The organism is Bacillus sp. FJAT-27231 (genome assembly GCF_001183975.1).
Lineage (GTDB): Bacteria > Bacillota > Bacilli > Bacillales > Domibacillaceae > Pseudobacillus > Pseudobacillus wudalianchiensis.
In genome coordinates, this window is the sequence record NZ_LFZU01000001.1 from 1,801,012 (window position 1) to 1,815,554 (window position 14,543).

At 43.3% G+C, this 14,543-nt stretch carries 10 protein-coding genes; 7 read left to right on the top strand and 3 right to left on the bottom strand.

What is annotated here, in order from left to right:
- Positions 1-41: 41 nt before the first annotated feature.
- A complete protein-coding gene (locus AC623_RS08480) occupies positions 42-2,183 on the top strand; it encodes a hydantoinase/oxoprolinase family protein (protein WP_049662049.1) in 2,142 nt (713 codons plus the stop codon).
- A gap of 6 nt (positions 2,184-2,189) precedes the next feature.
- Entirely contained in the window at positions 2,190-3,989 is a 1,800-nt protein-coding gene (locus AC623_RS08485) for a hydantoinase B/oxoprolinase family protein (protein ID WP_049662050.1), read from the top strand.
- A gap of 86 nt (positions 3,990-4,075) precedes the next feature.
- On the opposite strand, the gene AC623_RS08490 is transcribed toward AC623_RS08485, so the two are convergent.
- The gene (locus tag AC623_RS08490) at positions 4,076-4,921 is read right to left on the bottom strand and encodes a helix-turn-helix transcriptional regulator (RefSeq protein WP_049662051.1); all 846 of its coding nucleotides are present in this window, start codon (positions 4,919-4,921) and stop codon (positions 4,076-4,078) included.
- Positions 4,922-5,079: 158 nt separating this feature from the next.
- Here AC623_RS08490 and fabF point away from each other — a divergent pair, with 158 nt between their 5' ends.
- Positions 5,080-6,315, top strand: coding sequence for a beta-ketoacyl-ACP synthase II (fabF, locus tag AC623_RS08495; RefSeq protein ID WP_049662052.1), 1,236 nt, complete (start codon positions 5,080-5,082; stop codon positions 6,313-6,315).
- A 106-nt stretch (positions 6,316-6,421) separates the two neighbouring features.
- Here the strand turns inward: fabF and AC623_RS08500 are convergent, their stop codons facing one another.
- Positions 6,422-8,131 (bottom strand): PucR family transcriptional regulator, encoded by a 1,710-nt coding sequence (locus tag AC623_RS08500; RefSeq protein WP_049662053.1) that lies wholly within the window; start codon positions 8,129-8,131, stop codon positions 6,422-6,424.
- Between the two features lie 487 nt (positions 8,132-8,618).
- Here AC623_RS08500 and AC623_RS08505 point away from each other — a divergent pair, with 487 nt between their 5' ends.
- From AC623_RS08505 to AC623_RS08520, 4 genes are all read left to right on the top strand, one after another.
- Positions 8,619-9,926, top strand: coding sequence for an MFS transporter (locus tag AC623_RS08505; RefSeq protein WP_049662054.1), 1,308 nt, complete (start codon positions 8,619-8,621; stop codon positions 9,924-9,926).
- Between the two features lie 233 nt (positions 9,927-10,159).
- Positions 10,160-11,395: a M24 family metallopeptidase gene (locus tag AC623_RS08510; RefSeq protein ID WP_049662055.1), complete on the top strand. Its 1,236-nt coding sequence runs from the start codon at positions 10,160-10,162 to the stop codon at positions 11,393-11,395.
- A gap of 365 nt (positions 11,396-11,760) precedes the next feature.
- A complete protein-coding gene (locus AC623_RS08515; protein ID WP_049662056.1) occupies positions 11,761-13,173 on the top strand; it encodes an amino acid permease in 1,413 nt (470 codons plus the stop codon).
- Positions 13,174-13,199: 26 nt separating this feature from the next.
- The gene (locus AC623_RS08520; protein ID WP_049662057.1) at positions 13,200-13,991 is read left to right on the top strand and encodes a creatininase; all 792 of its coding nucleotides are present in this window, start codon (positions 13,200-13,202) and stop codon (positions 13,989-13,991) included.
- A gap of 131 nt (positions 13,992-14,122) precedes the next feature.
- Here AC623_RS08520 and AC623_RS08525 read toward each other — a convergent pair whose 3' ends face one another.
- Complete coding sequence (locus tag AC623_RS08525) at positions 14,123-14,491, bottom strand: winged helix-turn-helix transcriptional regulator (RefSeq protein WP_049662058.1); 369 nt, start codon at positions 14,489-14,491, stop codon at positions 14,123-14,125.
- Positions 14,492-14,543: the final 52 nt, after the last annotated feature.

The following is a 14,543-nucleotide window of genomic DNA, read 5'->3' on the forward strand; positions in this document are numbered from 1 at the left end:
CTGGATTGTTTGAATAAGAAATTAGAAAAGGAGCTGTTCACATGGTTCGAGTAGGTGTTGATGTTGGCGGAACATTTACAGATTTAATACTAGTCGATGAATTAACTAATCAGATTCACGTTCATAAAGTTCCAAGTACATTGGAAGATCAGTCTATCGGGGTAATTAATGGCATCCAGGAGCTTTGTGAAAAAGCAGGAGTTCCGGTAACGGCGGTTGATTATGTTCTTCATGGAACAACAGTAGCTACTAATATTACGATTGAGCGCAACGGTGCTGCGGTAGGAATGCTGACGACAAAAAATTACCGAGATATTTTACACATTGCTCGTCACAAGAAGATGGAGAATTTCTCTATCCAGCAGGATCTTCCTTGGCAAACAGACCCTTTAGTGCTGCGCAGAAATCGTATTCCAATAACAGAGAAATTGGCAGCGCCAGACGGCCGGGTCAAGGTGCCGCTGAATGAAAAGGAGGTTCGTGAGGCTGTACAGCGGTTAAAAGATTCTAAAGTGGATGTAGTCGTTATTTCTTTCCTTTTTTCCTTCCTGAATGACGAGCACGAACAGCTCGCAAAGAAAATCGTGAAAGAAATGTGGCCGGAGGTTCAATGCTTCACCTCGAGCGAAATAGTTCCCCAAATGCGGGAATATGAAAGATTTAGCACGGCTGCGATGAACGCATATGTAGCACCTCGTGTCAGTAAATATTTAGAACATTTGGTCAGTGCTCTTGATCATGCCGGGGTGGAAGGTGAACTCCATATTATGCAGTCTTCCGGAGGAATGGCTACTAGTGAAATGGCAACAGAAAAGCCGGTTACTTTATTAAAATCAGGACCTTCTGGTGCTGTATTAGCCACTGCCTGGTGCGGAGATTTGGAAGGAGTCAAAAATCTCATTAGCGTAGACATAGGAGGAACTTCAGCAGACATTTCAGTCATTCCAAATGGAACGCCAAAAATTATCAATCCCCGTGACGCAGAAGTCAATGGTTATCCGGTACTTGTACCAATGATTGATGTAGAAGTAATTGGGGCAGGGGGCGGGTCGATTGCTTACATTGACGCGGGAGGAGCATTCCGCGTTGGTCCGAAAAGTGCCGGTGCAAATCCAGGGCCTGCCTGCTACGGCCAAGGAGGGGAGTATCCGTGTGTTACCGATGCCAATGTTATTCTTGGACGCCTTGATCCTGAACAGTTTCTTGGAGGAGATCTTCAATTGCACCCCGAACTAAGCTACAAGGCCGTAGAAGAAACACTTTGTCGTCAGTTGGATATGACTGTGGAAGAGGCGGCTCTTGGCATTCTCAAAATCATCAATAATCATATGGCTCTTTGCATTCGTGCTAAATCTGTCAGCAAAGGAATCGATCCGCGCGAGTTCGCTTTATTTGCAGCTGGCGGTGCCGGACCGCTTCATTCTGTCGATTTAGCGGAAACGATCGGCTGTAACCTCGTTATCGTTCCAAGCTATCCCGGAATTAGCGCAGCGACAGGTTTATTAGTCGGCGATCTTAAATATGATTTTATTAAATCTCATATTAACCGGCTTGACAAGGTCACTCCAGAAACACTGACTTCTATTAGTGCAGCACTTGAGACGTTATCGAGTGAAGCCCAGGACCAGCTCCTTAAAGATGGGGTTAATCCAGAGGATATTGTCGTAGAGCGCATCGCGGAGTGCCGATATGCCGGACAAGGATTTGAATTACGGGCTGCTATTCCGGATGGACCGATTACCGAACAAACGATAGAAATAATCAGCAAAAAGTTCCATGAAGCGCATGAGGAAGAGTACGGTCACCATTTTCCTGAAAACGTAGTGGAATTAATTACACTGCGTATTGTCGCCACTGGAAAAACTCCTTCACTAATTTTACCAAAACTGGAGATCGGGGATCGGGTCAATCCGGGTGAAGCCCTGATGTACGAGCGGGACACAGTGTTTGAAGTGAATGGTGAAATCCAACGTTTTTCTACTCCTCGCTATGACCGCAGTAAATTGCTTGCACAGGATGTCATTACAGGCCCGGCTATTATCGTACAGAGAGACTCGACAACTTCAGTTCCGCCTCATTGGCAGGCTACTGTTTCAGAGAATGGCACATTGTTTGTAGCAGCTAAAGCTGCCCAGGGCGGTGCAGCAGAGTCCGTTGAAAAACTTTTCTCGAAGGTGAGGTAACGAAAAATGACGATAAATCAAGCGAATCCTACTATAGTTGAAAATAAAATTGATCCTGTGACTTTACAAGTTATCGGCGGTGCATTAAAGACTATAGCTAAAGAAATGGCGCACGTTATGTATCGAATGGCGTATTCCTCACTTATTCGGGAATCAGAAGATCTTGGGGCCGGTATTTTTGATGTTTTTGGCAATACGTTGGCTGAAGCTGATTCTACGCCTATGCAATTAGGCTGTTTACCGGGGTATATCCGCGGATTCCGGGAAAAACTGGGAGACAACCAGCACCCTGATGATATTATTTGGAACAACGATCCTTACGCAGGGGCTTCTCATTCCCCGGATGTTGCTTTGTGCCAGCCGATATTTTATAAAGGAGAGCTGGTGGGCTATGCAGGAGCGACTGCCCATCATCTTGATATGGGGGGAGCCCAGCCGGGTCTTATGATTGATGTGCCTGATGTGTATGCAGAGGGCTTAATTTTAAATGGAGTGAAGCTTTACGATAAAGGGATACGAAATGAAACGCTGTTTGAAGTTATCCGCCAAAAGGTTCGGACACCTGTACAAGTAATTGGCGACCTTGAAGCACAGGTAGCTGCCTGCCGGCTGGGAGCCAAGCGGTTTATCGAACTGATGGATAAGTACGGAAAAGATACGGTTGTTTCAGCTTGCGAGGAGCTCATGAACTATTCGGAACGAATGATGAGAAAAGAAATTGCTAAAATTCCCGACGGCGTATATGAAGCCGAGTCGTGGCTTGATAACGATGGACGTAATCTCGACAAAAGGCTGAAGGTGCATGTGAAATTAACGAAACAGGGGGAAGAACTGGAAGTGGATGTTTCCGGATCAGCTGATGAAGTATCCACGGCATTTAATGTTGCGTATTCAGGAGCTCTTTGTGTAAGTGTGCATAGTGTGCTGCGTTCTATATTTTTGGACACATACACTACAGAAGAGGAGGTTCCAGCTAACGAAGGGGCTTTCCGGCCAATTAAAATTACAGCTCGAAAAGGATGTATTTTCAACCCAGTTAAGCCGGCAGCTTTATTCAGCCGGGGGAACCAGGTGAACACGGTCGCTGACTTAATTATTAAAGCGTTAACTCCTGTTCTTCCTGATCAAACGTGTGCAGGCAGTGCAGCCAATCTGCAGTTTGCTTCTTATGCTGGACTGGATGAAAACAATGAATATTGGGTATACATTGAGGTGAATGAAGGATCTTATGGAGGGCGCCCAGGCAAAGATGGAATGGATGCGGTAGATTTTAGTTCGTGGAACACAATGAATAATCCAATTGAAGATCTCGATATGCATATTCCGCTCGTTTGCGAGCAATATGAACTTCGCGAAGATACGGGAGGAGCCGGCCGGTGGAGAGGGGGATTAGGAATCGTACGGTGGAATAGATTCCTGACAGACGGATTTATGACCATGGAAGGGGATAAACATACCGTGCGTCCATGGGGATATAAAGGCGGGTTGCCGGGAACGAGTGCCAATCTCATTAAAAATCCGGATACAACCCCTGAAGAGCTTCCTTCTAAAATCAACGGCTACCGTTTTCAAGCAGGAGAATCAGTCCAGATTTTAGTCCCATCATCTGGCGGTTACGGAGATCCGCTTGAGAGGTCTCCTGAGCAAGTGCTTGAAGATGTATTGGATGAAATAGTCTCTATTGAAACAGCCCGCCGGGATTATGGGGTCATTATCAAAGAGAGAAAGGTAGATTTATCTGCTACCGAGAAACAAAGAGCCAAAATAAGAGCAACGAGGACTGCTCTGCCGTTATATTCTGAATAACCGTTTTTCGAGAGAATTAGAGATAAATAAACAAGCAGCCAGCTCGCCTGTTCGGCAACTGTTGGCTGCTTGTTTCTATGTGAGATTCATGTATGTTTATTTTCAATCAGACGCTTTAGCTTTTCCTCTGTTCTTGTGCCATCAACTGGGGTATAAATGCTGCACCTTAAATCAATATTTCCCTGGACTTGCAGGGATGTCAGGCTGAATACCATCTTTCCGGCTTTCGCATGCCGAAATTCAATGAGCACTTCCGGTGCTGAGCTTACTTCCCCCTGATTCCACATTTCTTGAAAGTCAGGGTGGTTGCGCTCCATTTCTTCAATGAATTGTGAATACCACTGGTCGGCAAAATATTGTCCATAATACATACGGAAAATCGCTAGAAAGCCTTTGACAAAATGTTCCCAGTTCACAGCTAAGCTTCTAAACTCTTTTCTCTTAAATAACAGACGGATTAAATTTCGATCTTCAGACGGAACTTGCTCAAAATTGAGAAAGACATGCGCTGCTGCCTGGTTCCATCCAACAATGTGACAGCGTCTATCAGAAATGATCATCGGGCAGTAACGAAGCTCTTTCAATATTTTTTGTAAGGAAGGACTGATTAATGTTTCTTGTTCAGCCGGAAATTCATTGGTTGACCCTTCATCTAGAGCAAGCGCAAATAAATATTTTCTTTCATCCGGCTTTAAAAGCAGTGCGTTAGAAATGGCATCCAACACAGAAGCGGATACTTTAATATCTCTTCCTTGCTCAAGCCACGTATACCAGGTTGTGCTTACGGCAGCCAACTGAGCTACCTCTTCTCTGCGAAGGCCGGGAGTTCTTCTCCGCTTTCCCATCGGCAGCCCGACCATATGGGGATTGATTTTAGAACGTCGTGCTTTTAAAAATTCTGATAAGGCCTGAAGTCTTGTGTCTGAATTCATATGGGATCTCCTTTCTCCTCTTCAAGGGCTGTTCTCTAAAAGCTAGTTCAGCGTGTTTTGTATTATTGTAGTGTAAATTATACTAGGATAAACAACAAATTGTAATAGGATAAAAAGAGCGTAAAATGAGAATAAAGACAATGACAGGAGGATTTTAAATGAATAGGGTCGTTATTACTGGAATGGGAATTATTTCACCTCTAGGAAATGATGTAAATACATTCTGGCAGCGTTTAATAGAAGGGGAATCAGGAATTACATTGATTGACACATTTGATGTATCGGATTCTAAAACAAAAATAGCAGGAATCATTCGTGGTTTTGATGCGGAGGGGCTTCTAGGACGTAAGGAAGCAAGACGGATGGACCGCTTTTGCCAGTTTGCTTTAGCCGCTGCCGAACAAGCCTTAGCAGATTCTCAATTGACTATGGACAAGATAGACCGTGAACGGTTTGGTGTATATGTTGGCTCAGGAATTGGGGGCATCAATACATTTATTGATAATGTCAATATATTGAATAAGAGAGGAGCAGGAAGAGTAAGCCCCAGTTTAGTACCAATGATGATATCCAATGCGGCGGCTGCTCAAATAAGTATAAAATACGGTGCGTTTGGTCCATCGCTATCGCCAGTAACAGCCTGCTCGATTGGCAATACATCTATTGGGGAAGCGTTTAATGCGATTCAAAATGATGAGGCCGATGTGATGATAGCAGGTGGAACGGAAGCGGCCATTACGAATTTGTCGCTGGCAAGCTTCGGGAATGCGACTGCTTTATCTGTGAGGAATGAAGAGCCGTCCCGTGCTAGCCGCCCATTTGATACAGACAGGGATGGTTTTGTTATGAGTGAAGGGGCGGGCATATTAGTATTAGAGTCGCTTGAACATGCGCTCCGCCGCGAAGCTCCTATTTACGGAGAAGTAATTGGATATGGGGCCGGGTCTGACGCTTATCATATGGTTGCCTCTCACCCAGAGGGAAGGGGGGCTTACTCTGCCATGCGAAAAGCCCTGATGAGAGCAGGCATAAATGCAGAAGAAGTAGACGTTGTTAGTGCCCATGCAACGAGTACAAAAGTAGGAGATATTTCCGAAACACTAGCTATTAAAAGACTGTTTGGAGATCATGCCCGCCGACTTCCTGTTACAGCAAACAAATCGATGCTCGGCCATATGCTTGGAGCTGCCGGGGCAGTGGAGGCAATTGCTCTTATAAAAGGTCTACAAGAAGGGCTCGTGCCGCCAACGATCAACATAGAGAACCAAGATCCGGAATGTGATTTAGACTATGTACCGGAAGGAAAAAGACACGTTTCTTTAAACGTTGGAATATCTAATTCATTTGGATTTGGCGGTCATAATTCCGCTATCGTCTTAAAAAGATACGAATAAAAAAAGCCTGCTTTTGTTGGGAGAATCCTCAAGAGCAGGCTTTTTTAAATGGGCTAACTTATTTTAACTACGCTACTACACAACCAGGCAGACGAATTAATGAACATTAGAAACTCGTAGAAAAAATCATTTTCTCTTTATAATCATCTTCTGCTAGTTCCAGTGCTCTCTCGTTGCAACTGGCAAGAGACTCAAGATCTAATGCTACTTGAATCCAGAATTGGCATCTGGAAGAGGATAGGCTGTCTCGTAAATATTGTTCAATCCGTTCAATTCGATACCTTAATGTGTTTCGGTGAATATGAAGTCTTTTAGCGACGATCTCACGATTATAATTATGGACAGCAAGACACTTTAAGGTTTCATAGAGGGCCGCCCCACGTTCAGACAGCAGCTCTTCCGGCAATATCAACTTCCTAAATTCAAGTGCTCTAGATGTATTCATTCCTCCATAAAGGAGCAATTCTCTTCGTGACTCATCTGCAAAATAAATCCCTCCTTCAGAATGCGAATACTGGACGAGCGGGCTTAAAGATTTGGCCTGCTGATAGCTTTCAACTAAGGAAAGCAAGTCTGCCTTTCTCTCACCAAAAACAAAAACAGGTCTTATCTGCTTATAGATTGCTCTTATGTGGTTATATAAATTTTCTAACAAAGTTTTCATTTCCATATGCGTAAGGTTGGAGGAGATGAGCAAAGTCAGCTGTCCATCGTATGCCTCACAAAAACCGTCAATTCCCTCTGTTTGATCAATCCATCTAGTGCATTCACTGCTTAAGAAGTCCATCTCCAAGGACAGACTGAGTGGCATTTCTTTCTTTCCGGGAAGCACTAATCCGGCTATCCAGTTTTCATTCGGTGCGAGTCTTAGTTTTCTCATTCGGTCTTCCATGACAATCGAGCCAGTTTTTGGACTTTCAAAGAGCAATTCCATTAATTCTGCTCTTAACTGCTTATGGGCAATTCCTATTTCCTGCTGATGCAAATGGATATCTAATAAAATGGTAGCAGCATATTCAAGTGCTATGGTATGAGTTTCTTCAAATTGGTGTTGAAGGCTGATAAGCCAGAGAGTTCCCCAATGATTTCCCCCAGTTTGAAGAGGAACAGCGATGGCGTATGGAGGAGTTTTAGTTGGTATGTAGATCGCCTGCCCTTCAATTGAGATTGCTTCCTGTTCGGAATGACTGTCATTAAAAATATCCCCGTTTAAGGTCTTTGTAAGCTTCTCTATTGTGCGGGGCAGATCGATTCGCTTGGTGTTGTTTGGGATCGACTTATCTAGCATTTCTCCGGAGGAATTAGTGATGACAGACAGGCATTTAAAGTGTTTAGATAAGGTACGACAGATGTCTATGCTCGCATGAGCAGATTTTAATTCATCGGTCAATTGTGAAGAGAGCCGAGTAGTTAATTCTTTTTTTCTAAATTCTCGCCTCATAATTTCTTGATGGATAGAATGGGTAATTTTCACAAATCGCAAATGGAAAGGCACTTCTAGAATTGGAATGGCATATTTTTCACCAAACTCTAAAACAGCTGGAGGGCATTTTTCTAAGTAACGTCCTGTAGCAAATAGGATACCTGAAATTTGATGACGTAAAAGTCCTTTAAGGAGCCTTTCTTCTGCTGACTTGTCTTGAGGCCAAACTTGTCCGCATGTCATAAGCAGCTCGCCGCCCTCAAGAAAATGTTTCATATCATCATGATCGATAACATGTGCCCAGCGGATTTTTCTAAATAATCCTCTTTTACCGGCACGAACCGCTATATTATTGAGTCCTGGCAGAAGTATTGCTTCTCTCACTGTAAGCATGAACGTTCCTCCTTTGTAAAAATAGTACAAAAATTCTTAAAATTAAGTTTAATTTTAAGCGAAATGTCCAATTGTGGCAAGATTTAATGGAATGATATCATTCCTATTATAAGTTAGCGCTTACAATAAAGCTATACAGGATGTTGTTAATCCCGATGCTCAATAGAAAAACCAAGTTTTCAATCGGAACTAGTCATAATTTAAAAGCCTGTAAGAAAAGGTGAAAAGAGAAAATGGGAGGAGGAACAAAGGTGAATGATTTCTTTTTTCCGTAACAGCTGAAATATAAAAAACAGGGACACTTCCAATGATTCTTAATAGGCTTTGAAACACTACACGTCTAAAACAGTGGCAGTCTTATCGTCTGTTTTCTAATCTGTTGATCGTTATCCAGCCATTGGAGGCCAGAAAAAAATTTAATAATCATTTTCTGATTAATTCAAATTTTTAGTCTGTCATTTCCGAAAGAGATGGAGGTTATAAGTAAATGTCATTACAACAAATAGAAAATACGATAGAACACACTAAAAGTCAGTCTACTCAAATAAAACATGCCGTATTTGGCGCGGCAATTGGCAATTTAATTGAATGGTTTGATTATGCCTCTTACGGGTATTTAGCGACGATTATTGCGGCTGTCTTCTTTGCTCCGGGCAATGAAAAAGCGGCTTTGCTCGGAACTTTCGGAGTATTTGCCGTTTCCTTTCTGGCACGGCCGATAGGCGGTCTTGTTTGGGGGCATTACGGAGATCGGCTTGGACGAAAACGTGTGCTCGTTCTTACCATTATCATGATGTCATTGGCCACCTTTACGATTGGGCTGCTGCCCGGATATGCTTCGATAGGTTTTGCTGCACCATGCTTACTTCTTATATGCCGGATTGTCCAAGGATTTTCAGCATCCGGCGAATATGCTGGAGCTTCTTTGTTTATCGCCGAATATGCACCAGCAGAGCGCAGAGGGCTTCTTGTCAGCATGGTGCCGGCAAGTACAGCAGCTGGACTGCTGCTTGGAGCGTTTACTGCTGTTCTTCTAGAATACGGTTTGACACAGGATTCTCTGCACAGCTGGGGGTGGCGCATCCCATTTCTTGTGTCGGGCCCGCTTGGATTAATTGCTCTTTATATACGTATGAAACTTGAAGACACACCGGTTTTTAATGAAATGGATCATGAAGAAACTCATCAACCTATTTTAAGCAGCGTCCGTCAAAATCGTCAGCAAATTCTAGTTGCCTTCGGTGTAATCTGTCTTAACGCAGTTGGTTTTTATATTATCCTCAGCTACATGCCTACTTATCTTGTGAACGAGCTGGGCTTCAATAGTATAACAGGCATCTCTACAACAATTGTTTCATTAGCTACTTATGTTATCCTCCTGCCATTTGCTGGCATGTTGGCAGATCGAATCGGCAGAAAACCAGTACTTATCAGTGCTTGTATTCTATTTATCTTGTTTACGTATCCAATCTTCTTGCTTCTTTCTCAAGGCGGCATATATGCAGTCGCAGCGCAGATATTACTTGGAGCCATACTGGCTGGAAATGACGGAGTACTTGCCGCTTTCCTGTCTGAGATGTTCCCTTCCTCTGTGAGATATACATGCTTCGGTCTGTCTTTTAACATGGGAAATGCCATTTTTGGGGGAACAGCGCCGTTTATTGCCACATTCTTGATTATGCAGACAAATAATACATTCGCTCCAGCCTTCTATCTAATCGCAGCAGCCTTAATAGCACTTTTAGCGTTGCTGCGAACAAAAGAGACCGTGAACAAATCTTTGTTAGAGGAGTAGCCAGAAAAATAAATTTATAAGAAAGGAGGGAAAGCATGGCTCGTTCATCGAATATAGCAGCAAAATATAAAATTATTTATCATGTCAATTCAGACAGAACCCGTGATCCTCCTTTTACATAGCAGAGCGAATGAGCATTTTTCGGATTACTTTAGAACATGCTCATGCCAAATGGTAAAGGCAATCAGAGGAACTGACAGAAGAAAATAATAGGAAAAGGAAAGGTGAAAAACATGGTACAAATCACAGATTTAGAAAGAACAAAAATCTTGCAAAATGGCGGGCAAAAGGTAAAGCCGACTTTTTCAAAAGAGGAAATGACCCGGCGCAATACGCTTCTGCGTGAGTATATGGCTAAGCATGATATCGGTGCCGTTGTCTTTACTTCCTATCATAACATTAACTACTACAGCGATTTCTTATACACTTCCTTTAATCGGTCCTATGCTCTCGTTGTGACTCAGGACAAGCATGTCACGGTCAGTGCCAACATTGATGCCGGTATGCCATGGCGGCGCAGCTTTGATGAAAACATTGTATATACAGACTGGAAAAGAGATAACTTCTTGTATGCAGTGAAAAAGGTGTTGACAGAAGCCGGATTCCTTCGCGGCCGGCTCGGAATCGAAGAGGACCACATGACACTCAATATGCGGCGCCAATTAGAAGATGCCCTGCCGACAGCTGTTCTAACAGATGTATCCCAGGCGGTCATGGCTCAGCGGATGATGAAGTCAGAAGAAGAAATTGATTTGATTAAAAACGGAGCCCGCATTGCTGATATTGGCGGCGCCGCTGTAGTGGAAGCGATCCGCGAAGGAGTGCCGGAATATGAAGTAGCATTACACGGCACAGAGGCGATGGTGCGTGAAATTGCCCGCACGTATCCTCATGCCGAGCTAAGAGACACATGGGTGTGGTTCCAATCGGGCATTAACACCGACGGTGCCCATAACTGGGCAACTTCCCGTAAGGTGCAGCGCGGGGATATTTTGAGCCTGAACTGCTTCCCGATGATTGCCGGCTACTATACGGCGCTTGAACGCACGTTATTCCTGGAAGAGGTATCGGACCGCCATTTAGAACTGTGGGAAATCAACTGCAAGGTGCATCGCCGCGGCTTAGAATTAATCAAGCCGGGAGTGAGATGTATGGACATTGCGGCTGAATTAAATGACATTTACCGCGAGCATAATCTGCTGGCGAACCGGACATTCGGCTATGGCCATTCGTTCGGCGTGCTCAGCCATTATTACGGCCGTGAAGCGGGCTTGGAGCTGCGTGAAGATATTGAAACAGTGCTGAAACCAGGCATGGTTATTTCCATGGAGCCGATGATTATGATTCCGGAAGGAGAGCCGGGAGCAGGGGGATACCGTGAGCATGATATTCTTGTCATCACTGAAAATGGCGCAGAAAACATCACAAAATTCCCATTTGGCCCTGAGTATAACATCATTAAAAAATAACTTTTATTTTCGGCTCTTTTTCAAGAAAACAATGAGCCGGTCAAGGTTTTCACTTAAATACTAATTTTTTAATGAAAAAGGTGTAATATTGCCCCCATTTCGTACATGGTCGACTGGGGGCCATTACTAATATAGAAATACGGATATAATACAGTTTTCTCTTTACCCGAAACTGGCCGTTAAAAACTGCTTTTCATCCGTCCATTTTAGCTTTTTGCAAAGAAGCTAAAGGATGGAAACATCATGAACCTTTACTTTCGAACAGGAAGCCTGCTTAGATATGCTCGCCAGAAAATAGTTATCGTTTGATGCAGTGTTTGGCAGCCATAGGATAAATAATCTGTAAACTAAAGGAGCTATCTAATATGAACGAAGAAGAAAAGTTGCAGAAGGGCTTAAAGATGCGTCACTTAATGATGATTGCATTTGGCGGTTCGATTGGGGCAGGTTTATTTGTCGGCAGTGGAGCTATTATCCAAATGACTGGTCCTGCAGCCGTATTTACAGCCTTAATGGCTGGAATACTAGTTATTCTTGTGATGAGAATGCTTGGGGAGATGGTTGTTGCCAAGCCGTCACTTGGTTCTTTTTCTGATTATGCACGGGAAGCCTTGGGGAACTGGGCCGGATTTACTGTTGGATGGCTATACTGGTACTTCTGGGTTATCGTTATAGCTGTAGAAGCAATAGCGGGTGCGGCTATATTAAGAGAGTGGTTATTTCCGCACGTTTCTCTCTGGGCGCTAAATCTCATATTGCTGGTCGTATTGACGATCACGAACCTCTTTTCGGTTAAGGCTTATGGTGAATTTGAATATTGGTTTTCGCTAATTAAAATTGTGGCGATTATTTTATTTCTTGCCCTCGGTGGGGCGTACGTGCTTGGGCTGCTTCCCAATACAACAATGGACTTCTCTAATCTGACAGCGCACGGTGGATTTGCGCCTCTTGGTTCAGGTGCGGTGTTCGTTGCCGTAGCCACCATTATCTTCTCCTTCGTCGGTTCAGAAATCGTTACGATCGCCGCTTCCGAATCAGCTGAATCTGAAAAAGCAGTCGTAAAAGCTGTCAACTCTGTTATTGTTCGTATCATGACATTCTATGTCGGATCTGTTTTTCTCATTGTCGCGATTGTTCCTTGGAATGATGCAAAAGCGCTTACAAACCCGTATGTCAGTGCGTTAAAAGTGATCGGCATTCCGGGCGCCGATATGATTATGAACCTGGTTGTTGTTACAGCCGTACTTTCCTGTTTAAATTCAGGAATATACACGGCCTCCAGAATGCTGTTTGCTCTGGGAGATAAAGGCGATGCTCCTCGATGGATGATGGACGTAACAAAGAGTGGGGTCCCATTAAAAGCGATTCTCACCTGTACTATATTTGGTTTCTTGTCTGTTATTATGGCGTTTATCTCCCCAGATACCGTGTTTCAATTTTTGCTTAATTCCTCGGGAGCAATTGCTATCTTCGTCTATTTACTAATCGCTATTTCTCAGCTGCGTTTGCGTAAAAAGATCGAACGTGAAATGCCAGAACGCTTGAAATTGCGCATGTGGGCTTATCCGTATTTAACTATAGGCTCCATTTTGGCCATGGTAGCGATCATTGGATCAATGGCTTTCAACGCTTCAACACGTTCTCAATTAATACTAAGTTTATTAAGTGCAATTATCGTAGCTCTCTTTTATGTAATCAAGGCGAACATTGAGAAGAAAAAATTAGTGAAGGCTAATGAAGCTGAAGATGAATTATCAAAAGTAAATGTCAAATATTAATAACTTGAATAGGAAGGAGCATCTTTATGAACAGTCACTTATTAGCACATATGACATGGCAGGAGTATCAGTCAAAAGTAAATAGCAGTGTATTAATTTTGCCAGTCGGCTCAACAGAACAGCATGGCCCCCATTTGCCACTCGGTGTGGATGCGATATTAGCTGAAAAGATGAGCTTGGCGATTGCAGAAAGAATTGACGCAGTAGTGGCGCCGACCGTATCTTATGGATACAAATCACTTCCGGCCAGCGGCGGAGGCCCATTATTTCCTGGGACAGTTGATTTGAAAGGAGCGACTCTCACGTCGCTAGTGTACGATTTACTGGAAGAGTTCCTGCATGATGGATGGAAAAGAATATTGATGATTAGCTGTCATTATGAGAATGAAGCGTTTCTGGCTGAAGCGGCGGATCTCTTAATGAGAAATCGGACAGCGGAATTTCCAAAAATTTTACTCTCTAACTGGTGGGATAATTTATCGGCAGAAGTTATGCCGCAAGTATTTAATGAAGTTCCTTTTCCAGGATGGGCTTTGGAACATGCGGCTATTGCGGAAACATCGATGATGATGCACGTTGCTCCTGAGCTTGTTCGCGAGGATCTGATTGTAGACGAAGGCATTGACAATCCGCCTTCATACCAAAGTTTCCCGCCTTCATCATCATTAATCCCGTCTTCAGGATGTCTCCATACTGCACGATCGAGCTCGGCTGCAAAAGGACGGTTAATTGTTGAGAATGCAGCAGACAATATTGTCGCAATTTTAGAAAAGGAGTTCTTGGTAAAAAAAAGATTGCCAAATAACGTAACGATTTAAGGAGGCAGACCCGATTTTCCAGCAGTTAGGGGAAATCGGCTTTGTTTTTTATAATAAGCAGAAATTGTATGCATACAAAAAAACCATGTGCGAACGCTTTGTACATGGTTTCTATGTTCTTTAAGGATTCATTAGTTAATAGAATCTTTAATTTGCACACCGATTTTTACGGCCGTTGTTTTATTATAATTTTTTCCCCATTCATACATGATTTCAAGAATAGGAATCAGGCTTTTTCCTTGTTCTGTTAATGAATACTCCACTTTTGGAGGAACGACGGGGTAAACTTCACGGTGAACGATCAAATCCTCTTCTAATTCCCGTAACTGATTGACGAGCATTCGTTGGGTGATGCCCGGCATAAGTGCTTTTAGTTCATTAAAACGTTTCGTGCCTTCTTTGCCGAGATGCCATAAAATAAGCATTTTCCATTTGCCTCCGATAACGGAAAGGGTCAATTCCTTTTCACAGTTAAACACTTTGTCACACAGATGTCCCACTGCATTCACCTCCTTGAAATAGTAGTATACTTTTCGTGACTATATGATTAAA

Bases quoted from the DNA above. Each gene is read 5' to 3' on its own strand.
- AC623_RS08490 (WP_049662051.1), bottom strand. From the start codon at position 4,921: ATGAATTCAGACACAAGACTTCAGGCCTTATCAGAATTTTTAAAAGCA.
- AC623_RS08485 (WP_049662050.1), top strand. From the start codon at position 2,190: ATGACGATAAATCAAGCGAATCCTACTATAGTTGAAAATAAAATTGAT.
- AC623_RS08510 (WP_049662055.1), top strand. From the start codon at position 10,160: ATGGTACAAATCACAGATTTAGAAAGAACAAAAATCTTGCAAAATGGC.
- fabF (WP_049662052.1), top strand. From the start codon at position 5,080: ATGAATAGGGTCGTTATTACTGGAATGGGAATTATTTCACCTCTAGGA.
- AC623_RS08515 (WP_049662056.1), top strand. From the start codon at position 11,761: ATGAACGAAGAAGAAAAGTTGCAGAAGGGCTTAAAGATGCGTCACTTA.
- AC623_RS08480 (WP_049662049.1), top strand. From the start codon at position 42: ATGGTTCGAGTAGGTGTTGATGTTGGCGGAACATTTACAGATTTAATA.
- AC623_RS08505 (WP_049662054.1), top strand. From the start codon at position 8,619: ATGTCATTACAACAAATAGAAAATACGATAGAACACACTAAAAGTCAG.
- AC623_RS08500 (WP_049662053.1), bottom strand. From the start codon at position 8,131: ATGCTTACAGTGAGAGAAGCAATACTTCTGCCAGGACTCAATAATATA.
- AC623_RS08520 (WP_049662057.1), top strand. From the start codon at position 13,200: ATGAACAGTCACTTATTAGCACATATGACATGGCAGGAGTATCAGTCA.